The 20,300-nt window shown below is 63.3% G+C and carries 17 protein-coding genes and 2 tRNA genes; 13 read left to right on the top strand and 6 right to left on the bottom strand.

Features of this window, described 5'->3' with window-relative positions:
- Positions 1-19: 19 nt before the first annotated feature.
- Positions 20-94, bottom strand: a tRNA-Thr gene (locus tag LKE65_RS03265).
- 141 nt (positions 95-235) lie between these two features.
- Here LKE65_RS03265 and cysS point away from each other — a divergent pair.
- Both cysS and LKE65_RS03255 read left to right on the top strand, forming a co-directional pair.
- Positions 236-1,612: a cysteine--tRNA ligase gene (gene cysS / locus LKE65_RS03260; RefSeq protein WP_278740437.1), complete on the top strand. Its 1,377-nt coding sequence runs from the start codon at positions 236-238 to the stop codon at positions 1,610-1,612.
- Positions 1,609-2,382, top strand: a complete 774-nt coding sequence (locus LKE65_RS03255) for an RNA methyltransferase (protein WP_086647061.1) — start codon at positions 1,609-1,611, stop codon at positions 2,380-2,382. The genes cysS and LKE65_RS03255 overlap by 4 nt, the downstream gene beginning before the upstream one ends.
- A 109-nt stretch (positions 2,383-2,491) precedes the next feature.
- On the opposite strand, the gene LKE65_RS03250 is transcribed toward LKE65_RS03255, so the two are convergent.
- A complete protein-coding gene (locus LKE65_RS03250) occupies positions 2,492-3,157 on the bottom strand; it encodes an alpha/beta hydrolase (protein WP_086647060.1) in 666 nt (221 codons plus the stop codon).
- 477 nt (positions 3,158-3,634) lie between these two features.
- On the opposite strand from LKE65_RS03250, the gene LKE65_RS03245 reads away from it, so the two are divergent.
- From LKE65_RS03245 to LKE65_RS03220, 6 genes are read left to right on the top strand one after another with little or no spacing between them, the layout of a single operon-like run.
- The gene (locus LKE65_RS03245; protein ID WP_086647059.1) at positions 3,635-4,783 is read left to right on the top strand and encodes a cysteine desulfurase family protein; all 1,149 of its coding nucleotides are present in this window, start codon (positions 3,635-3,637) and stop codon (positions 4,781-4,783) included.
- Between the two features lie 10 nt (positions 4,784-4,793).
- Complete coding sequence (locus LKE65_RS03240) at positions 4,794-5,978, top strand: cysteine desulfurase family protein (RefSeq protein WP_278741747.1); 1,185 nt, start codon at positions 4,794-4,796, stop codon at positions 5,976-5,978.
- A gap of 56 nt (positions 5,979-6,034) precedes the next feature.
- Positions 6,035-6,349, top strand: coding sequence for a ferredoxin family 2Fe-2S iron-sulfur cluster binding protein (locus tag LKE65_RS03235; protein ID WP_086647057.1), 315 nt, complete (start codon positions 6,035-6,037; stop codon positions 6,347-6,349).
- A 26-nt stretch (positions 6,350-6,375) separates the two neighbouring features.
- Positions 6,376-7,458, top strand: coding sequence for a tRNA 2-thiouridine(34) synthase MnmA (gene mnmA / locus LKE65_RS03230; RefSeq protein ID WP_278740434.1), 1,083 nt, complete (start codon positions 6,376-6,378; stop codon positions 7,456-7,458).
- Between the two features lie 21 nt (positions 7,459-7,479).
- The gene (locus tag LKE65_RS03225; RefSeq protein WP_278740433.1) at positions 7,480-8,139 is read left to right on the top strand and encodes a glutathione S-transferase; all 660 of its coding nucleotides are present in this window, start codon (positions 7,480-7,482) and stop codon (positions 8,137-8,139) included.
- 7 nt (positions 8,140-8,146) lie between these two features.
- Positions 8,147-9,334 carry a glycosyltransferase family 4 protein gene (locus tag LKE65_RS03220; protein WP_278740432.1) on the top strand — a complete coding sequence of 396 codons (1,188 nt, stop codon included), beginning with the start codon at positions 8,147-8,149 and terminating at the stop codon, positions 9,332-9,334.
- A 27-nt stretch (positions 9,335-9,361) separates the two neighbouring features.
- On the opposite strand, the gene LKE65_RS03215 is transcribed toward LKE65_RS03220, so the two are convergent.
- A complete protein-coding gene (locus tag LKE65_RS03215; protein WP_086647054.1) occupies positions 9,362-10,027 on the bottom strand; it encodes an RluA family pseudouridine synthase in 666 nt (221 codons plus the stop codon).
- Positions 10,028-10,035: 8 nt separating this feature from the next.
- Entirely contained in the window at positions 10,036-12,720 is a 2,685-nt protein-coding gene (locus LKE65_RS03210; RefSeq protein WP_278740431.1) for a DNA translocase FtsK, read from the bottom strand.
- A 468-nt stretch (positions 12,721-13,188) separates the two neighbouring features.
- Between LKE65_RS03210 and LKE65_RS03205 the strand changes: the two genes are divergently transcribed.
- From LKE65_RS03205 to LKE65_RS03185, 5 genes are all read left to right on the top strand, one after another.
- Entirely contained in the window at positions 13,189-15,369 is a 2,181-nt protein-coding gene (locus tag LKE65_RS03205; protein ID WP_278740430.1) for a GMP reductase, read from the top strand.
- Positions 15,370-15,384: 15 nt separating this feature from the next.
- A complete protein-coding gene (locus tag LKE65_RS03200; protein ID WP_086647052.1) occupies positions 15,385-16,080 on the top strand; it encodes a histidine phosphatase family protein in 696 nt (231 codons plus the stop codon).
- Between the two features lie 97 nt (positions 16,081-16,177).
- Positions 16,178-17,635: a metalloprotease TldD gene (gene tldD, locus LKE65_RS03195; protein ID WP_095349461.1), complete on the top strand. Its 1,458-nt coding sequence runs from the start codon at positions 16,178-16,180 to the stop codon at positions 17,633-17,635.
- Positions 17,636-17,754: 119 nt separating this feature from the next.
- Positions 17,755-19,017, top strand: coding sequence for a tyrosine--tRNA ligase (tyrS, locus tag LKE65_RS03190; protein ID WP_086647050.1), 1,263 nt, complete (start codon positions 17,755-17,757; stop codon positions 19,015-19,017).
- 31 nt (positions 19,018-19,048) lie between these two features.
- Positions 19,049-19,537 (top strand): hypothetical protein, encoded by a 489-nt coding sequence (locus LKE65_RS03185; RefSeq protein WP_278740428.1) that lies wholly within the window; start codon positions 19,049-19,051, stop codon positions 19,535-19,537.
- 177 nt (positions 19,538-19,714) lie between these two features.
- Here LKE65_RS03185 and LKE65_RS03180 read toward each other — a convergent pair.
- Positions 19,715-19,789 (bottom strand) — tRNA-Thr (locus LKE65_RS03180).
- Positions 19,790-19,858: 69 nt separating this feature from the next.
- Positions 19,859-20,272 carry an RNA polymerase-binding protein DksA gene (dksA, locus tag LKE65_RS03175; RefSeq protein WP_086647048.1) on the bottom strand — a complete coding sequence of 138 codons (414 nt, stop codon included), beginning with the start codon at positions 20,270-20,272 and terminating at the stop codon, positions 19,859-19,861.
- Positions 20,273-20,300 lie beyond the last annotated feature (28 nt).

The following is a 20,300-nucleotide window of genomic DNA, read 5'->3' as shown; positions in this document are numbered from 1 at the left end:
GTTTTTTTGCGGGAAAGAATGGTGCCCCCATTCAGATTTGAACTGAAGACCTACCGCTTACAAGGCGGTTGCTCTACCACTGAGCTATAAGGGCACATGCACATATTCTGCGCTAAGGCCGGACTATAAGCGATAAAAGGGTAAGAGCGTCAAGTCCTGTTTTTTGGAATAATCGCGGTTTTTTTGGCCCATACACATATTGCATCGTTTTCGTGGGTGGCGCATCTAGGCGGACATGCCGCACGTTTCCCCAAGCCCCGCTCCCGCCCTGTTTCTGCACGATAGCCAGCGCCGCGCGACCGTGCCGTTCCAGCCGCTCGATCCCGCGCATATCAAGGTCTATTACTGTGGCCCCACGGTGTATGATCTGGCCCATATTGGCAACCTGCGCGCCATGCTTACGGCGGATGTGCTGGTCAGGCTGCTGCGCACGCTCTATCCCCGTGTTACATTCGTGCGTAATATTACCGATGTGGATGACAAGATTACCGCCCGCGCCCGTGCCAATGGGGAAGATATTGGCGTGCTTACCCAGCGCACCACGGCGGAGTTTCATAAGGATTTGGCATCCCTCGGCGTGCTGCCCCCCGACATAGAACCCCGCGCGACCCATAATATTGGCGAGATGCAGGCCATGATCGCCCGGCTGATTGAAAACGGGCACGCATACGCAGCACAGGGGCATGTGCTGTTTTCGGTCGGGTCGTTCCCTTCCTACGGAGCACTTTCCGGCCGTAACCCGGACGAGCTGGAAGCAGGCGCACGTGTGGAAGTGGCACCTTACAAAAAAGCACCGGGCGACTTTGTGCTGTGGAAACCATCAGATGCAGACCAGCCGGGGTGGGATAGCCCGTGGGGCAGGGGGCGTCCGGGGTGGCATATTGAATGCTCGGCCATGTCGCACCGTTATCTGGGCGATAGTTTTGATATTCATGGCGGTGGGTCGGACCTGCTTTTTCCGCATCATGAGAACGAACGCGCGCAAAGCCTGTGCTGCTTCCCGCATAGCCAGTTTGCCAATTACTGGGTGCATAATGCCATGCTTCTGGTGGAAGGTGAGAAAATGTCCAAGTCACTGGGCAATTTCCTGACCATCCGCGATGTGCTGGCGCAGGCTCCGGCGGAGGCATTGCGCCTGCTGCTGCTGGGTACGCATTACCGCTCCACCCTGAATTACACGCAAGCCGGGCTGAATGAGGCCCGCAAGACGCTGGACCGGTTCTACCGTGCCCTCTCCAGTGTGCCGGATGTGCCCGCAGCCCCTGTGCCGCAAACCGTACTGGCCGCACTGGAGGAAGACCTGAATACCCCCAAGGCCATTGCCGAACTGCATGTGCTGGCGAACCAGGCCATGGGCGGGGACCGCGAGGCCGCAGGCGCGCTCAAAGCCGGTGGGGCGTTAATGGGTCTGTTGCAGGGGGACCCGGCGCAGTGGTTCCGTGGAGAGTCTTCCGCCGAGGAAGATGCCGCGATTGAAAACTTGATAACGGAGCGGCTGGCCGCCAAAAAAGCGCGGGATTTTGCAAGGGCCGATGCCCTGCGCGACCAGTTGCAGGCACAGGGTATTGTGCTTGAAGATACAAAAGACGGCACAAACTGGAGGCGCGCATGACCGGGCGGGACGGCGGGGCACCGCTGGAGCCTTTGGGCAATACACCTGTTGTTATTCTGGTCAGGCCGCAAATGGCCGAGAACATTGGCACCACGGCCCGTGCCATGGCCAATGGTGGCCTGTTCCACCTGCGCCTTGTCAGCCCGCGTGATGGCTGGCCACAGGACCGGGCATGGCGCACGGCCTCGGGTGCAGACCGGATTCTGGAAGCTGCCACGGTGCATGACAGTGTGGATGACGCCATAGCCGACCTGCACCATGTGTACGCCACCTGCCCACGGCCGCGCCATATTGTAAAAACGGTCATGACCGCGCGTGGCGGTGCGGCGGAACTGCGTGCGGCAACCCAGCGCGGGCTCAAGGTCGGGCTGATGTTCGGCCCCGAACGCGCCGGGCTGGATAACGAGGACATGGCACGCGCGGACGCGCTGATCCGCTACCCGCTTAACCCGACCTTCATGTCGCTCAATCTGGCGCAGGCGGTCATGATCATGGCGTATGAATGGTGGATGGCGGCAGACGCAACACCTCCCCGCACGCTCATGACCAACGAGACCCACGTGGCCACCAAAGGTGAGCTTGAGAACTTCATGAGCCATCTTGTGCGCGAGCTGGATGGATGCGGCTTTTTGCGGAACGCGCAAAAACGCCCCGGCATGGTCCGCAACCTGCGTCACTTTTTTACGCGTGGGGAAGTTACAGAGCAGGAACTACGCACCCTGCATGGTGTTGTGCGCGAACTGGCACACCCCCGCCGGACGGAGGACTGACCACCCCGCAAGGGGGCGGTTGGCCCCTATCCGTCGCAGGTTATGCAGCGGGTAGGGGGTTGCGGGTGCGGCCTGCTGTTACAGCCCACACCCGGTTACCGCGCAGGTGTTAGTCTGCGGCCAGTGCCATGTGCTGCTGGCTCATGGCGCGGGTTACGTGGTCTTCCACCGCAGCGGTAATCTTGTCTGCCTGTTTGGCAAAAATATGATCCGCTTCGGGGTAAACACGGTAGTCCACTGCAACGCCTTTCTGGGTGTTCAGCTTATCAACCAGTTTGTGGATGGCGGGCTCGGGGGCCATGTCATCCTTGCCACCGGCAATCATCAGCCCGCCGCACGGGCAGGGGGCCAGAAAGCCGAAGTCATAATGGGCGGCTGGCGGCGCAATGCTGATCCAGCCGGTAATTTCTGGCCGGCGCATCAGCAGCTGCATGCCCACGAACGCCCCGAACGAATACCCGGCAATCCACAGACCGCTGGCGTTGGGGTTGATCATCTGCATCCAGTCAAGGGCTGCTGCGGCATCGGAAATTTCGCCAATGCCCCCGTCAAACCGCCCTTGCGAGCGGCCAACCCCACGGGAATTGTAGCGCATGACGGAAAAGCCCATGTTCTCGAACGTGCGGTACAGGGCGTATGTAATCCGGTTGTTCATGGTGCCGCCGTGCAGCGGGTGGGGGTGCAGCACGAGGGCAAGCGGGGCGTTGGGCTCGTTTGAGTGGTGATAACGTCCTTCAAGACGTCCATCCGGGCCGGCAAACATAACCTCAGGCATGTAGGTTCCGCTTGATCTGGGAAGGGCGTCCGCGGGCATGACGCTTCCGGGTTTGATAATTGCCCCGGCGGGGAACGATGCCACGTTCCGGGTCGGAGCATGCGGGCAGACCAAAGGCCCGCAAACTTTAACTCTCAGTCAGCCTGTCTCCTTTTTCCGTTTCTGGGGGAAAACGGAAAAAGGAGCGCATTACAGACACATGGTGTCCGTCCCACGACCAGAAAAGGGTGTGCGGCACACTCCGGCGTTGACCTTGCGCAAAACGCAGGCATAATCGTGCGGGCTGTTGTCCGTGAATGCTGCGCATGCGGGAAAACCCGTTTCCAGCCTGCCGTCTCCATTGTGCCCTGTGGTGCTGACCATACGGCACTCTATAGCGGCTTGGGGGCCAGAATTTCCACATAAATCGTGACAATGGCCGTACTGCACGGCCTGCAAAAAGCGCAGTTCTGGTATGGTTACGGGTAGAAAAAAAGCATGAATGATAAAACAGACGATAGGGCAAAGGATTTTCCTCAACCCGTCTATCTGGATGCCAACGCGACCGAACCCCTGCGGCCCCAGGCGCGTGCGGCCATGCTGGAGGCGGCGGACCTTACGGGGAATCCATCTTCCGTGCACCATGCGGGGCGGCGCGCACGCGCCGTGCTGGAGGAGGCGCGCAACACGGTAGCGCACCGCCTTGGTGTGGCTCCGCTCAACTGCGTGTTCACTTCTGGCGGCACGGAAGCCAACGTACTGGCCATGCACGGGCTTGGGCAGGGGCGGCGTTTTCTGGTTGGTCGCACCGAGCATGATGCCGTGCGCAAGGGTGTGCCCGATGGGGCAGACCGGGCATGGCTGGAGGTGGACAGCCACGGGCAGGTTCGTCTGGACCTGCTGGAGGCAGCCCTGAGTGCGCCGGGCGCGCCCGCCTTTGTCTGCCTCATGCTGGCTAATAACGAAACGGGTGTGCTCCACCCCGTGGCCGAGGTTGCCCGCCTGTGCCGCCAGCATGGTGCACATCTGCATGTGGATGCCGTGCAGGCCGCAGGCCGCATGGCTGTGAATGTGGAAGAGTTGGGGGCGGATAGTCTGGCCTGCTCCGGTCACAAAATGGGTGGGCCAAAAGGGGCTGGTGCCCTGCTGTTGCGCGGCCCAGCCCCAAGGCCACTGGCCCCGGTGTTTGAAGGCGGCGGGCAGGAGCAGGGCCGCAGGGGGGGCACCCAGCCCCTGCCCGCCATAGCCGGGCTTGCCGCAGCGTTGTGTGATGCTCTGGACAACCCGCGCGATCTGGCCCCCCTGCGCAACCGGCTGGAGCAGGCTGCACAGGCCGCAGGAGCTTTGGTGTGTGGCGCAGGGGCTCCACGGCTGGGCAATACGGCGTCCCTTGTGCTCCCCGGTCGGCGCGCGCAGGGGCAGCTTATGCGGCTGGACCTGGACGGGCTTTGTGTTTCCGCAGGTTCGGCCTGTTCATCGGGCAAGGTAGCGTTCTCCCATGTGCTGGAGGCCATGGGGCTGGGGGAGCAGGCGGGGCAGGCCATACGCGTGTCCCTGCCATGGAACGTGCGGGAGGCGGATGTGGAGCGGTTTGTGCAAAGTTACGCACGCATGGCGGCCGGGGCTGGTCTGGCTCTGGCGCAATAGGGGGCCGGGTATGGCGGCATTGTATTTTGACCACGCGGCAACCACGCCATGCGACCCGCGTGTGCAGGCGGTTCTGCTGCGCGCTCTGGCGGAGGAAAACGGTAACCCGCATAGCACCACCCATGCCAGCGGCACCCGGGCGGCCCATATGGTGGAACATGCCCGCGCGCAGGTTGCCTCCCTGTTGGGGGCGGAGGCGCGTGAGATTGTTTTTACCTCGGGGGCGACCGAGTCCAATAACCTTGCCATCAAGGGAGCGGCACGGCATCTGGCGGCACAGGGCAGCCCGCGCCGCCGGGTTATAACTGTCGCGACCGAGCATAAATGTGTGCTGCAAAGTGTGGCGGATCTGGCGCATGAAGGGTTTGAGCCGGTTGTTCTGCCGGTTAACTCCCTTGGGCAGGTGGAGCCGGAGGTGCTGGCCCGCGCTTTGGCAGAGGCCCCCACGGCTGTTGTATCCATTGCCGCAGCTAATAACGAAACCGGGGTTCTGCAGGACCTTGCCACGCTGGGTGCGCTGGTCGCGCAGGCTGGGGCGCTGCTGCATACCGATCTGGCGCAGGCGGCAGGTAAAATTGCGCTGGACCTGCACGTCCTGCCCGTGGCTCTGGCCTCCATTTCCAGCCATAAGCTGTATGGGCCAAAGGGGGCGGGGGCGCTGTTTGTACGCCGTCGCCCGCGTGTGCGCCTGACCCCCCTGTTCTCTGGTGGTGGGCAGGAGCGGGGGCTGCGTTCTGGCACCCTGCCGGGCTTTTTGCTGGCAGGATTTGGGGAAGCCTGCCAGATTGCCAGCACGGATATGGCGCGTGATGGTGCGCATCTGGCCGACGTGCAGGCGGTGTTTCTGGCCCGTCTGGGGCCGCAGTTGCCCGGATGTGTGGTCAATGCGCAGGAGGCTGCGCGCCTGCCGGGTATTTTCAGCCTGCGCCTGCCGCCTGACCTGCGCGCGGCAGAGGTTCTGGCGGTTATGCCCGGGCTTGAGGTTTCCCTTGGTTCGGCCTGCTCTTCGGCCGAACTGGCCCCCTCCTACGTGCTGGAGGCCATGGGGCTGAGCTTTGATGAAGCAGGAAGAAGCTTGCGTCTGTCCCCCGGACGTTTTACCTCCACCGCCGAAGCAGAACGCGCGGCGGACAGTCTGGCACAGGCTGCCCTGCAGGTGCGGGCCACACCCCGGCGGCCCATGCCCGCAGCCTAAGGCCCGGACCATACAGGCCGCCGCCGCCATGATATTTTTTGGCAGGATGAAAACCAATGCCCCAGATGACGTTTGTTGAGCAGGACGGAACAGAACGCACGGTCGATGCCCCGGTTGGCCTGTCCGTGCTGGAAATTGCCCATAAGCACGATGTGGACCTTGAGGGCGCGTGCGAGGGGTCGCTGGCCTGCGCGACCTGCCACGTTGTGGTGGACCCCGCATGGGCAGACCGGCTGGATGCCCCGACCGATGATGAAGAAGACATGCTCGACCTTGCGTTCGGGCTGGAAAAAACCTCGCGCCTTGGCTGCCAGATTGTCATGACCGAAGCCCTTGATGGTCTGGTCGTGCGCCTGCCCAGCAAGGCCTGATACAAAAAGGGAAGGAAAGCCCGCCCATGCGTATTCTTGTTGCCATGTCCGGAGGGGTGGATAGTTCCGTGGTGGCTGCCCGCCTTTTGGAAGAAGGGCACGAGGTTGTGGGCGCGACCCTTCAGCTCTACGATTCCAGAGGGGCGGCCAAAAAGGGCGCGTGCTGTGCGGGGCAGGACATCCGCGACGCCCGCGCTGTGGCCGATCGTCTGGGATTCCCGCATTATGTGATTGATGCGGAACGCCGGTTCCAGGATAGCGTGATCGAGCGCTTTGCCGATGCCTATGCGGCGGGGGAAACCCCGGTCCCCTGTGTTGCGTGCAATCAGGGCGTCAAGTTTACCGACCTGCTGGGACTGGCGAAGGAAATCGGGGCCGATGCCATGGCCACCGGCCATTATGTTCGCCGTGTGGAAGGCCCGCAGGGTGCGGAACTGCACCGCCCGGTGGACGAGGCGCGTGACCAGAGCTGGTTCCTGTTTGCCACGACACGCGACCAGCTTGATTTTTTGCGCTTCCCTCTGGGTGACATGCCAGACAAGGCCGCCGTACGGCGCGAGGCCGAGCGGTACGGGCTGGTTGTGGCAGGCAAGCCAGACAGCCAGGACCTGTGCTTTGTCAGCGATGGCTCCTACGTGGATCTGGTGGAGCGCATGCACCCCGAAATGGCCGGCCCGGGCGAGATTGTGGACCAGTCCGGCCATGTTGTGGGCGCGCATGAAGGTGTGATGCGCTTTACCGTGGGCCAGAGCAAACGGCTGGGGAATGCTGCCCGCCTGCACGGTGAGCGCCAGATGGTGGTGGGCGTGGAGCCGGGCAGCAAGCGTGTTATTATTGGCCCGCGTGCGCATGCGTTTGTCAGTTCCTTGTCCGTGCGGGATGTCAACTGGCTGCTGGACCCTCCGGCTGAAGGCCTTGTCTGCAAGGTGCAGATGCGCGCGCGTGAAGAGCCGCGCACGGCCCGTGTGGTCCCAACCCCCGATGGCGCAACCGTGCTGCTGGACGAACCCGCCATGCCCGCCCCCGGTCAGGCCTGTGTGTTTTATCAGGGGAGTCGTATTCTGGGCGGCGGGTTTATCCGCCGGACGGACCAGCAGGCTACGGCTTGAACAGAACAGGAGAGCACGCACATGGCGGAAGGTCGTCTGGTTATTGGTACACAGCGTTATTCGTCATGGTCCCTGCGCGGCTGGCTGTGTGTGCGTCTGGCCGGGCTGGATGTGGGGGTGGAGGTTGTGCCGCTGGCCGGTGCAGGGCAGACCGCAGCCCTTAAAACCCTCTCGCCCAACGGGTGCGTACCGTATCTGGAACACAGGGGAGCCGTGGTGTGGGACTCGCTCTCCATCGCTGAATACTGTGCCGAGCACCACGCCTTTTTATGGCCGGAGGACCGGGCCGCGCGGGCATGGGCGCGCTCGGTGGCGGCGGAAATGCACTCCGGCTTCAGGGCCGTGCGTTCTGCCCTGCCCATGAATCTGGGCCGTAATCGCCCGCTGGCCGCGCCTTTGGCCGAAGATGTGCACAAGGATATAACGCGCATTAACGCCATCTGGACCGAAGGGGCCGGCCGGGGCGGGCCGTTCCTGTGCGGGTCGGGTATGGGGAATGCGGATGCCATGTTTGCCCCTGTTGTCTGCCGCTTTCTATCCTACGACGTACCGGGGCTTTCCAGCACGGCGCAGGCTTACATGCAGGCCGTGCGCCACCACCCGCTGATGGTGGAATGGTACGCTGCTGCTGCGCGTGAGCCGGTGGAATGGCAACTGGATATGTACGAAACCCTCGCCTGAACACACCATGGCGGGCAGCAGGGCAGCAGGCATGAGCGTGCGCAACCCGCAGCAGGGTAACGGAGTGCGCGGTTCCCCCGCAGCGTTCACTCCCCCCTTGCGGGTGCTGACTGTTCTGCCCCCGCGTGAAAGTTTTGCCCCTGATGAGGCCGGGGCCATAGCCCTGCTGGTGCACCGCATGGCCGGGGCGGGCGAAGTGGTGGCGGGCAGCCCCCCCGCAACCAGCCCGTATGATGATGTGCCTTTTGCGCCCGTGCCGCCTGTTCTGTTCCCGTTCAGCCATGCGGGGCGTTACCGTGCTGGCGTGGTGCGGTTGGTCCGCAGGCTGCGCCCCGATCTGGTGGAGGTGCATAACCGCCCGGATCTGGCGTGGGCCATAAGCCGGCGCTTTCCCCACCTGCCGCTGGTGCTGGTGCTGCACAATGACCCGCGCAGTATGCGCCTGATCAAAACGGCCCGTAAGCGCATGCTGCTGGCCCGCAGGGTGGCTGTTGTGGTGGTGTCCGAGTGGTTGCGGAACCGTTTTCTGGAGCAGGGCGTGCAGGCGCAGGTTAGCGTGCTGCCCAATGGGCTGGACCTTGCGGCATTGCCAGCCCCCGCCCCTGTAAGGGACAATCTTGTGCTGTTTGCTGGCCGCGTTGTGGCAGACAAAGGGGTGGATGCCTTTGTGCAGGCCTGCGCCACTCTGCTGCCCCGCTACCCCACATGGCAGGCGCAGATTATAGGGGCAGACAGGTTTGGCTGTATGTCCCCCCAAACCGAATTCCTGAGCAGAATACAGGCGCAGGCTCAGGCCGCAGGAGTGCAGATGTTAGGCTACCAGCCCCATGCGCAGGTTTTGCAGGCCATGAGCCACGCGGCCATTGTGGCCGTGCCCAGCCGGTGGGCCGAACCTTTTGGCATGGCCGCACTGGAGGCCATGGGCTGTGGGGCCGCGTTGGTGACATCACGCAAAGGGGGGCTGCCCGATGTGGCCAGGCAGGCCGCACTTTACGCCAACCCCGATGACCTGCCTTCCATGGTGGAGGCGCTTGACCGCCTGATGTCCGATACCGAACTGCGCAGCCGCATGGGGCAGGCCGGGCGTGTGCGGGCACAGATGTTTGATAGTGCAGCGCTCCGCACCAGACGCCACAACCTGCATGCAAGGCTTGTGCAGCTCTGGCCCGATACAGGAGCACTCGGGCAGCCTTAAGGGACGGTGTGCCGTGGAGTGGGTTTTTCAGCCCTGTTCGGTTGCGCGCCAGCCGCAGGCGTGCAGGGCGGGGCGCATGCCCGCGCGTGGGGGTGCGGTTACGGTAACACCGTTATCAATGGGTAGGTACAGGCTTCTGGCCAGCAGGTGCAGCCCGGCCGCGTGGGGCTTGCCGTAAAGCGCGTCCCCCACAATGGGCCAGCCCATGGCGGCACAATGGACACGGGCCTGATGGGTGCGCCCGGTTTCCAGCTCCAGTTCCAGCCAGCTTGTCTGCCCGTCCCGGCCCAGAACCCGCCATGTGGTGGCCGCAGGAGCTCCCTTGTCCGCCACTTGCACGGACCAGCCCGCTCTGGTGCTGGTTTTAAGCAGTGGCAGGTCAATCCGCCCGGTGGGCGCCTGTGGTCCACCATCCACTACGGCCCAGTAGGTTTTGCGTGCGGTTTTGTTGGCAAAGGCTTCCTGCATGGCCAGCAGGGGCTGTTTGCGCAGGGCTATGGCAAGGCAGCCCGATGTATCCGCATCCAGCCGGTGGGCAAGCCATGGGCCATCCTTGCGGCGGGAAAGCTGGGGGAACCAGTCCTCCACACAGGCACCCCCACCGGGGCCGGTGTGCACGGGCAGGCCCGCGGGCTTGTCAAGAATAACCACATGGCTGCTCTGGTAGAGCAGGGGGGGCAGGGGGGCAGGCATACGGGGTTTTAGTCTTCTTCGCGGTTGGAGCCGATCAGCACCTTGCGGCGGCCGACATTGTCTGCCCGGCTGATAATTCCTTCCTTTTCCATCTGCTCAATCAGCTTGGCCGCGCGGTTGTAGCCAATGGACAGGTGGCGCTGGATGAAGGAGGTGGATGCCTTGCCCTCACGCGTGACAATGCTTACCGCCTCGCTGTACATGTCGGCTTCGGCGTTTTCGTTCCCGTTGGCACGGCTGCCAGCGCTGGAGGAGGAGCCTTCCTCCATGGGTTCGGCCAGAACGTCCTCATCATAAATGGGCTCGCCCTGTTCCTTGAGGAAGTTGACAACCTGCTCCACTTCGCTGTCGGCCACAAACGGGCCGTGCACGCGGGTAATGCGCCCACCACCCTGCATGAACAGCATGTCCCCCTGGCCCAGAAGCTGCTCGGCCCCCTGCTCGCCCAGAATGGTGCGGCTGTCGAACTTGCTGATCACCTGGAACGAAATACGGGTGGGGAAGTTGGCCTTGATGGTGCCGGTAATCACATCCACCGAAGGGCGCTGCGTTGCCATGATGACATGAATCCCCGCCGCACGCGCCTTCTGGGCCAGACGTTGCACGCAGGCGTCAATTTCCTTGCCTGCGGTCATCATCAGGTCGGCCATTTCGTCAATAATGACCACAATATAGGGCATGGGGTCCAAGGCGACGGACTGTTCCTCAAACACCGGGTTGCCGGTTTCGGGGTCAAAGCCGGTCTGTACGCGGCGGACGACTACCTCCCCGTCTGCCCGGGCTTCGGCCGCACGGGCGTTGTAGCCTGCAATGTTGCGCACCTGCAGGTGGGCCATGGTGCGGTAGCGGCGGTCCATTTCCCGCACAACCCATTTGAGCGCGTTAACCGCCTTGGGGGGCTCGGTCACAACCGGGGTGAGCAGGTGGGGGATGCCGTCGTAAATGGAGAGTTCGAGCACCTTGGGGTCAATCATGATCAGCCTGCATTCATCGGGCGAATGCCGGTAGAGCAGGGAGAGGATCATGGCGTTCACGCCAACCGATTTGCCCGAGCCGGTGGTGCCCGCCACCAGCAGGTGGGGCATGCGCGCAAGGTCGGAGAACATGGGTTCGCCCGCAATATCCTTGCCCAGTGCCAGAGGGAGCTGGCCGGTATCTTCCCGCCATGTGGGCTGGTTGAGCAGTTCGGACAGGTAAACCGTCTCACGCGTCTGGTTGGGAACTTCAATCCCCATCACGTTGCGGCCCGGCACGGTGGCAATGCGTACGCTCAGCACGGATAGCGAGCGCGCCACATCGTCCGCCAGCCCGATAATGCGGGCCGAGCGGATACCCGGTGCGGGTTCCAGTTCATACAGTGTTACCACGGGGCCAGCACTCATGCCCACAATGCGGCCCTGCACGCCGTAATCGGCCAGAACCTGCTCCAGCATACGGGCGGTGGCGTTGAGCAGCTCGGGCGAGGGGCCGGTATGGGCGTTGCTGGGGGCTGCGCGCAGCAGGCTCATGGGGGGGAGTTCCCACCCGCCCTTGCGGGTGGGGGTGCTGCGTTCGGGGGTAGCGTGCGTGCTTTCGGGCTGGCTGGCACCGGAGAACAGGCGGCCCAGCAACCCGCTTTTGGCGGGTTTTTCCGGTGCGGGGTGCGGTGTTGTAGCGGTGGGCAGGGTAAAGGCGGGTTCGGCCTTTGTGGCTGGCAGAGGGGTTATGGCCGTTGCCCGTGCAGGGGTGCCCGGCGGTGCATCCAGTGGTGCGGGGGTAAGGGCATGCGGGCTGTGCTGGCTGTTGTCCTGCGTGCCGTGCAGCACCAGTGCCGTGCCTGTGGCATGGTGGGTGGCGGGCTGCGGAGCGTGATAGGGGGCGAGGTCGTGCTCGTCCTCTTCATCATCAAACAGGGGGCCGGTGGGCAGGGTGCTGCCATAAAATGCGTCTGCCGCAGGCTGGGCGGCCTGGGCGGTGTAGGCGCTGGGCTGTGTGCTGGCTGCCGGGGCGGCGGGGTGTGGTTTGTGGCTGGCATAGTAGCGCACAAACCGCCTGCCCAGCCTGCCCGGCAGGCACACAACAAACACAAATGCCCGCCAGATGGCATACCATTCATCACGCCGCAGGCCGGTGCCAAGGGCAAGCAGAAGCCCGGCAAGCAGCCCGCCCAGCAGCCAGATAACCATGCCCCCCGCAGGCCCTATGGCGGCCATGCCCGCGGCAATGGAGGTCTGGGCAATGGAATGCCCGACACCCCCGCCAATACCGGCCTGTGTGGGCCATTCCATGTTGGGTAGGGCAGTAAACAGCAGCGGAATGGCGGCAAGCAGGGCCCCGGCTACGGGGAGCAGGCATAAAATGGCAGCCACCCGCATGCCAAAGACCATCCATGTTTCATGCCCAAGCAGGCGGTGGCCCATAAAGCGCCACCCCCATGCCAGCAGAATAAGCACCGGTACCGTGGCTCCCAGCCCGATTCCCTGCAACAGCGTATCGGCTACAAACGCGCCGGTTATGCCCAGCAGGTTGGTAGGGGGCTGGTTGGTGGCGGTGTTAAAGGAGGGGTCGGTCGGGTTGTAGGTCAGCAGGGCTGCCAGCAGGGCACAGGCCAGAATGCAGAGCGCAATGCCGCCCCCTTCCTCCATGCGCAGGCGCAGGGTACTTTTGTGGGGGGCGGGGGAACTGGTGGTATTTAAAGGGCTTGTGCGCGCCAAGGGTGCCGGTCCTGACTCCAGAGGCCGCGCCTGTTCCCTGCATTGGGCAGGAATCGTGTGCGCGGGTGGTTGTAAAGGGTGACTGCTTTCTTCTTAGCAGCCCTGCCGCGTATTGCGAACCGCATCCTTTGCACAAGATTGCGGCCAGAGGCGGGCGGTGTTGAACCCATGTTAAAGAGGCATGCCCACAGGTGGGAGCATGGCCACCCGGCGTGACAGGCATGGGCGTATGGGGTGTGTACGGCTTGTTCCGCGGCGGGGGATCGACAATATTAGGCAGCTCATACCCATTATGCGGATACGGCTGGCACTTTGCGCCTTGGCCTGTGTGGGGTGTATGCCGCATGGGGCCGGGCAGTCTGGGGCGGGGCTGTGGTGGTCTGGGTAAGGGATTGTCGCGTGCACAGGCCGGTATCATGGCGGATGTCTGTTCCTTGTTTATCTTCCGCTCCAGGGTGTGCCGTGTGAATGGATGCAAGTAATTTGACCAGTGTTTTGCAGGCTATGCAGTCCTCCCCCTTCCTGCGGCATATGCTGGCACCCTGCTTTGTTCTGCAACAACCCGGTTCCGGGCGGCCTGTCTGTGTTCAGCCCGATGGGAGCATTGCCTGCTCTGCTGAACCGGTTGAGCCTGCTCAGGCATGGTTTTACGCCCGGTTTGCACTGGAACTGTCCGCCCTTGTGCGTGCCTGTTGCCCGCCTGCGGGGGCAGGTCTGGCGGAGGGGGGCAATGGGCAGCGCATGGCGCGCCTGCTGCTGGCTGCGGCAAGGGTTACGGCCTGTGCCTGGCAGACGGGGCCATTCTGCCCCCCCGGTAGGTCCGTGCCCATGCCATGTGCATGGGGGCATGGTCTGGCGGGGAGCACAGCGCCCGATGCCACCCAGCTTGCACAGTGCCTTCCGGAACTGGCTTTTTTTGTAGCTCCCGCCTTGCGCCCGCATGGGGTGGATGTGCCCGCCCTGCAGGCATGGGCCTGCGCCGCATGGCCGGTGTTGCAACCTGCGGAATGGCTGGTTGTAAGCGGAGGGGACGAGCGGCTGGACCCCGGTGCGCAAACCGGCCTTAACCGGTATGGGTGCCAGCCTCTCCCCCGGTATGGGGAGCTGGATTTTTCCTCCTCCACCGCATCCACCCCAACACTGCCTGCGGCACGGGCCATGCATCAGGCGGCTACCCGGCTGATCCGCCTTGCGGTGGAGGGGCAGGGGGCCGAAGCCGTTGTGGAAGAAGCCAAGACCTTTCTGGCGGGGTTTTACCATCTGGATGGAGCCGGGCGGGTTGTGCTCGCGCCATCAGGGACCGACTGCGCTCTGGCTGCCACGGCGGTCATGGGGTTGTTGAACACACCGCTGACAACCATCGTCCCCGGTGTGGAAGAAACCGGGAGTGGCGTGCCGCTGGCGACCTGTGGCCGCCATTTTGCCCACCGCACCGCGCGAGGGCTGGCTGTGCAGAAGGGCATGCCCATAGACGGGTTTATGCGGGATGCGGAACATGTTGCGCTGGAACTGCGTGGCAGCAACGCGGAGCGTGTGCCCGATAACGCCCTGTTTGCCGCCTGCCAGCAGCATGTGGCCCGCGCGGTTGGGGCGGGGCGGCGCGTGCTGCTTTACATGCTGCATGTTTCCAAAACCGGGCAGCTTGTGTTGCCCGCCAGCAGGGTGCGCGCCCTGTGTGCGCAATACCCCGGTCAGGTGGATGTGCTGGTGGATGCCTGTCAGGCCCGCCTGCGGCCAGAGCTTGTACGCCAGTACGTGGCGTGGGGCTGGGCGGTTATGGTTACGGGGTCCAAGTTTTTTACTGGCCCACCGTTTAGTGGCGCACTGTTCCTGCCCGATAGCTGGCTGGCCCGCCTGCACGGCACAGCCTGCCTGCCTGCCGGTCTTGCGGCATATGCCTCGCGGGCTGAATGGCCGGACCTGCCTGCCTGCCGCACCCTGCCTGCGGGCCTGAACGCGGGCCTGTTCGTGCGCTGGAGTGGAGCACGGGCCGAAATGGAGGCATTTGCCGCCGTGCCGGATGCGCAAAAGGCAGAGCGGTTGCAGCAGTTCATGCAGGGGGCCGCAGCCGCGCTGCGTGCCTGCCCGTTTGTGCGCCTGCTGCCCTCGGTGGCGTTGTCTACCCAGCCGGAGGCAGATGCGTGGGACAGCCTGCCGGGCATTTTTGCCTTTACTGTAATGCATGACGGTTGTGCGCTGGATTTTGCACAGGCCAGGCTGGTGCATGGCTGGCTGCTGGCGGATCTGACCCCCTACCTGCCCATGGACCTGCGGGGGGAGGAGCGTGCCCTTGCGGCCCTGCCCTGCCATGTGGGGCAACCGGTTGCCCTGACCACGGCGCAGGGTGTTGAGGCAGGCATGGGCGCGCTTCGTGTTTCGGCCTCTGCACGGCATATTTCGGGCACGGGAGGGGGCTATGCGGCTGCCCCCGCCGTGGCAAAAGGGGCCTCCACGGCAGACCTCCCCGTAGCGTGGATGCTGGCCAAGCTGGGCCTGATCCTGCGGTATTGGGCGGACCTTGCCCATGCACAGCCACCGTGCCACCCGCATGCCGCCCGTGCCAGCCTGTCCGGCGGTGGGTGTATGCCCGGGCAGGCCCCTGCTCTGGGCAGGCTGGGCATTTCTGCTCTTGCGCTCGGGCAAAGCTGATTCCACAACAGAGGCATGAGCGAACACATGATTGCCGAAAAAGCCTCATCCTCTTCTCAGGACCATTTTCTGGATGGGCCTGAACTTCCAACCGGTATTACCCGCTTCTGGCTGATCCGCCATGCTCTGGTGGAAGAAAACGCCCGTATGCGCATGTATGGCAGCATGGACGTGCCGCTCTGCCCCGACAGCCTGATTGCCCAGAAGCCCATGTACCGCGCGCTGGCCCAGCGTCTGCCGCAGGACGCACAGTGGTTCATAAGCCCGCTCTCTCGCACACGGCGCACCGCACAGGCGATTGAGGAGGCCGGGTACGGCCCCCGCCCGCTCACTGTGGAGCCGGACCTGATCGAGCAGAATCTGGGCACATGGCAAGGGCTGGAATACAAGGCCCTGCCTGCGCACCTGACCCTGCCCCCCCACCCGTTCTGGCCCGTTGCCGCCAGTGATTGCCCCCCGGAGGGGGAGAGCGTGATTGAGGTATGCAGCCGTGTTGGCCGCCTGCTGGACCGGCTGGCCAGAACACATGCAGGGCGCAACATTGTGGCCGTGGCCCATGGTGGGGTTATTCGTGCGGCTCTGGCGCATGCGCTGCGCATACACGCCGAAACCGCGCTGCATTTTTCGGTCCAGAACCTCTCCCTGACCATTCTGGAGCGGCTGGATACGGGCTGGCGGGTGGTTACGGTAAACGAGTTGCCGGGTATCTGAACACCGCGGTTTCTGGCATTCAGGTCAAACAGGTGGCTGGCCGTGCGGGCAGCCGTTATTCCCAGACGGATATTTCCCAGACGGAGGGCTTTGGTCCATGTCTTTCTCTCCCTCACACGCCGGGGCGCTGGCCGCCACAGACCAGCTGTTTTTTGCTCAGGAGCAGGCCCAGCTTAGCCGGGATGATGCCGAAAAGCTGACCCGCACGGCGCTGGACGGCATGGACGATGGCGAACTGTTCCTTGAATACCGTGAGAGCGAATCCATAGCACTGGATGACGGGGTTATCCGTTCCGCCTCCTTCAACACCAGCACGGGCTTTGGCCTGCGCGCGGTGCTGGGGGAAGAGACAGGCTTTGCCCATTCGGATGAGATGAGCCGCTCCTCCCTGCTGCGGGCGGCCGGTGCCGTGGGTGCGGTGCGCGCGGGCCGCTCTGGGGTTATGGCCCCCCCACCACGCCCCACCAACCAGCGGCTCTACACGGATGCCAACCCGCTGGGGGATACGGATTTTGCCGCCCGGTCCGGTCTGCTTTCCAGCATGGATGCCTACGCACGGGGCAAGGACCGGCGCGTGGTGCAGGTTATGGCCTCGCTCTCGGGCGAGTGGCAGGCCGTGCAGATCATCCGTGCCGATGGCGCGCGCGTGGCCGACTTGCGGCCACTGGTGCGGCTGAATGTGTCGGTTGTGGTGGAGCATGATGGCAAGCGCGAGAGCGGGAGCCACGGCCTTGGCGGGCGTTATGAGATTAACCGCCTGCTGAATGAGGAAACATGGCAGGGTGCGGTGGACGAGGCCCTGCGTCAGGCGCTGGTGGCGCTGGAGGCACAGGCCGCCCCGGCAGGGGAAATGGAAGTGGTGCTGGGTGCTGGCTGGCCCGGTATTCTGCTGCACGAAGCCGTAGGCCACGGGCTGGAAGGCGATTTTAACCGCAAGGGAACATCCGTTTTTGCCGGGCGTATTGGCACCCGTGTGGCCTCCCCCGGGGTGACGGTCATAGATGACGGCTCCATGCCGGACCGCCGTGGCAGCCTGACCATAGATGATGAAGGCACACCTACAGGCCGCACGGTGCTGATTGAGGATGGTATTCTCAAAGGCTATTTGCAGGACCGGCTGAACGCACGGCTCATGGGGGTTGCCCCTACGGGGAATGGCCGCCGCCAGTCCTATGCGCATATGCCCCTGCCACGCATGACCAACACCATTATGCTCGAAGGCAACGCCACCACGGAGGAGATGATCCGCTCCGTCAAGCGTGGGCTGTATGCCGTGCATTTTGGTGGCGGGCAGGTGGATATTACGTCGGGCAAGTTCGTGTTTGCTGCCTCCGAAGCGTATCTGATCGAAAACGGCCGCGTTACGGCCCCGGTCAAGGGGGCAACGCTCATTGGCAGCGGGGCAGAGGCCATGACCCAGGTTTCCATGATCGGGGGCAATCTGGAACTGGACCCCGGTATTGGCACCTGCGGCAAGGCCGGGCAGGGCGTGCCGGTGGGTGTTGGGCAACCCACCCTTAAAATGACCGGGCTGACCGTGGGCGGCACGGCGTAAGGGCTGCACCAGTTGGTTATGGCCTGCGGTGGGCTGTTCCTGTTGCGCGCCCTCTCATGCTAGAGCGTGTGCCTTGGGTTCTGCCCGCCTGATGCGGGCCGAAGGATAGGGACAGGAAAATGGTCGAGAGCGGATTTCGGAGTTCTTTCATGCGCGAGGCCGCGGCACGCGGTTTCATTTTCCAGTGCACGGATGCGCAGGCACTGGACGCACTTATGGAACGGGAGTCCATCTCGGCTTATATCGGCTTTGACCCCACGGCAGACAGCCTGCATGTGGGCGGGCTGATCCAGATTATGATGCTGCGCCTGCTGCAAAAGCATGGCCACCGCCCCATCGCCCTTGTGGGCGGCGGCACTGCCCGTATTGGCGACCCTTCCTTCAGGGAGGAAGCGCGGCGGCTGATGACGGATGACATCATCCAGACCAACCTTGCCGGCATAGAAGGGTGTCTGCGCCAGTTCCTGACCTTTGGCACGGGCCCTTCGGATGCCCTGCTGGTCAATAATGCCGACTGGCTGGACAAGCTGGCCTATATTGACCTGCTGCGCGATGTGGGGGTGCATTTTTCCATTAACCGCATGCTGGCCTTCGACTCCGTCAAGAATCGTCTGGAACGTGAGCAGGGGCTGACTTTTCTGGAGTTCAACTACTCGATTCTCCAGTCCTATGACTTCCGCGAACTCAGCCGCAAATATGGGCTGGTGCTGCAACTTGGTGGCTCCGACCAGTGGGGCAACATTATCTCTGGCGTGGAACTGGTGCGCAGGACGGATCAGAAATCCGTTATGGGGCTGACCACTCCGCTGCTTACCACCTCCTCCGGCGCAAAAATGGGCAAAACGGCCAGTGGGGCGGTGTGGCTGTCCGAAAAACGTCTGCCTGTGTTTGATTACTGGCAGTTCTGGCGCAACACCGAGGATGCCGATGTCGGGCGCTTCCTGCGCCTGTTCACGGACCTGCCGCTTGAGGAATGTGCACGGCTTGAGAGCCTGCCGGGTGCGCAGATTAACGAAGCCAAAAAGGTGCTGGCGACCGAAGCCACGGCCCTGTGCCACGGGCGCGAGGCAGCTCTGGCCGCAGCCGAAGCCGCCCGCCAGACCTTTGAGGAAGGTGCGCTGACAGCCGCTGACCTGCCTGTGCATGAAGTGACCCAGCCTGACCTTGCCGCAGGGATTCCCGTTTTCCGCCTGCTGGTGGAGGCAGGGCTTGCCAAAACCAATGGCGAGGCCCGGCGTTTGGTACGGGGCGGGGGCGCGCGCCTCAACAATGCCGTGATAGCGGATGAAAATCGCCTGATTGTGGAGCACGATAGTGTAGATGGCGCCATCAGGCTTTCTGCTGGCAAAAAACATCATGTGCTGGTGAAGGTAGGGTCCTGAACGCCAAGCCACCAGCAGGAGAGACAATGTTATGAAACGTCTTGTGTGCGCTCTGGCAGCATTGGGTTCTTTAACCGTTCTGGCAGGGTGTGCAGGCCCTGGTGGCCCCGGCCCACGGCCACGTCCGTACTACCCGTACGGCTATGCTGGTTCCAGCATACGGTATGATGACTATTACGGATATGGCGGTGGGTATTCTGGTGGTGGCTGGTCCCGCCCTGCACCGCGCCCCCCCATGGGCAGGCCGGGTATGGGGTCTGGCCGCCCCGGTGGTGGCAATAATAATGGAGGGGGCTGGTCCCGCCCCGGCGGGGGTGGTCGCCCGGATGGTGGCGGTCGTCCCGGTCGTCCCGGTCGTCCGGGGGGAGGTGGCCCCGGTGGTGGTGGCCAGCGGCCCGGCGGCGGTGCACAAGGTGGTGGTGGTCCATCCGGGGGTGGTTCGCCCGGTGGTGGCCATGGCGGCGGTCAGGGTGGTCCCGGCGGTGGGGGTGGCCCCAATAAAGGCCCCCCGCGCGGCTGAGCCACTTTGGGCTTTGCCTGATTGGGGTATGTCTGCAAAAGGCTCCGCCAGAGTGCGGGGCCTTTTTTGTATGGGAGGGGAGAATACCCAAACCCCGTGAGGGGCAGGCGGGCTACTTTTCTTTCAGGTCGCTCGGAAGCCTGAAAAAAAACCATGCCATATGCGTGGGGGAGTTGCTGGTGCTGCTGGACAGGATTGAACTGTCGACCTCTCCCTTACCAAGGGAGTGCTCTACCACTGAGCTACAGCAGCACTGCTTGCGGGGTTCTAGCCTTTTGGGCGCACCACCGCAAGAGTGGGGTGAACAAAAAAAGACGAAAATTAATCGTCCCTATGTGTTTTTTCCATACGCTCGTGCTGTTCCTGCGCTTCAATGGACAAGGTAGCGATCGGGCGGGCCTCCAGACGCTTCAGGCCGATGGGCTCACCGGTTTCCTCGCAGTAGCCATAGCTGCCGTTTTCAACCCGCTGGAGAGCAAGGTTGATCTTGCCAATCAGCTTGCGGGCACGGTCACGGGTGCGCAGTTCAAGGGCACGGTCCGTTTCCACGCTTGCGCGGTCGGTAATATCGGCTTCATGAATGCCACCTTCGGAAAGGCTGGCCAGGGTATCCCCCGCCTCTTTCAAAAGATCAGCGCGCCATTTGAGCAGTTTCTGCCGGAAGTATTCCGTCTGAAGAGGGTTCATGAACTCTTCTTCTTCTGACGGGCGATAATCTGGCGGTAAAGTAATCATGTCAGTCGTCAGCCTTTGCAATGACAGG

Origin of the sequence: Acetobacter fabarum, assembly GCF_022483405.1 — a bacterium.
In the GTDB taxonomy this organism is placed as follows: domain Bacteria; phylum Pseudomonadota; class Alphaproteobacteria; order Acetobacterales; family Acetobacteraceae; genus Acetobacter; species Acetobacter fabarum.
Note: the sequence above shows the minus strand (reverse complement) of the source record. Positions and strands in the feature narration are given on the sequence as shown.

Coding starts and splice junctions, on each gene's coding strand:
- dksA (WP_086647048.1), bottom strand. CDS start 20,272: ATGATTACTTTACCGCCAGATTATCGCCCGTCAGAAGAAGAAGAGTTC.
- LKE65_RS03225 (WP_278740433.1), top strand. CDS start 7,480: ATGGCGGAAGGTCGTCTGGTTATTGGTACACAGCGTTATTCGTCATGG.
- LKE65_RS03220 (WP_278740432.1), top strand. CDS start 8,147: ATGGCGGGCAGCAGGGCAGCAGGCATGAGCGTGCGCAACCCGCAGCAG.
- tyrS (WP_086647050.1), top strand. CDS start 17,755: ATGGTCGAGAGCGGATTTCGGAGTTCTTTCATGCGCGAGGCCGCGGCA.
- LKE65_RS03185 (WP_278740428.1), top strand. CDS start 19,049: ATGAAACGTCTTGTGTGCGCTCTGGCAGCATTGGGTTCTTTAACCGTT.
- LKE65_RS03245 (WP_086647059.1), top strand. CDS start 3,635: ATGAATGATAAAACAGACGATAGGGCAAAGGATTTTCCTCAACCCGTC.
- LKE65_RS03215 (WP_086647054.1), bottom strand. CDS start 10,027: ATGCCTGCCCCCCTGCCCCCCCTGCTCTACCAGAGCAGCCATGTGGTT.
- LKE65_RS03250 (WP_086647060.1), bottom strand. CDS start 3,157: ATGCCTGAGGTTATGTTTGCCGGCCCGGATGGACGTCTTGAAGGACGT.
- LKE65_RS03200 (WP_086647052.1), top strand. CDS start 15,385: ATGAGCGAACACATGATTGCCGAAAAAGCCTCATCCTCTTCTCAGGAC.
- LKE65_RS03255 (WP_086647061.1), top strand. CDS start 1,609: ATGACCGGGCGGGACGGCGGGGCACCGCTGGAGCCTTTGGGCAATACA.
- tldD (WP_095349461.1), top strand. CDS start 16,178: ATGTCTTTCTCTCCCTCACACGCCGGGGCGCTGGCCGCCACAGACCAG.
- LKE65_RS03205 (WP_278740430.1), top strand. CDS start 13,189: ATGGATGCAAGTAATTTGACCAGTGTTTTGCAGGCTATGCAGTCCTCC.
- mnmA (WP_278740434.1), top strand. CDS start 6,376: ATGCGTATTCTTGTTGCCATGTCCGGAGGGGTGGATAGTTCCGTGGTG.
- cysS (WP_278740437.1), top strand. CDS start 236: ATGCCGCACGTTTCCCCAAGCCCCGCTCCCGCCCTGTTTCTGCACGAT.
- LKE65_RS03235 (WP_086647057.1), top strand. CDS start 6,035: ATGCCCCAGATGACGTTTGTTGAGCAGGACGGAACAGAACGCACGGTC.
- LKE65_RS03240 (WP_278741747.1), top strand. CDS start 4,794: ATGGCGGCATTGTATTTTGACCACGCGGCAACCACGCCATGCGACCCG.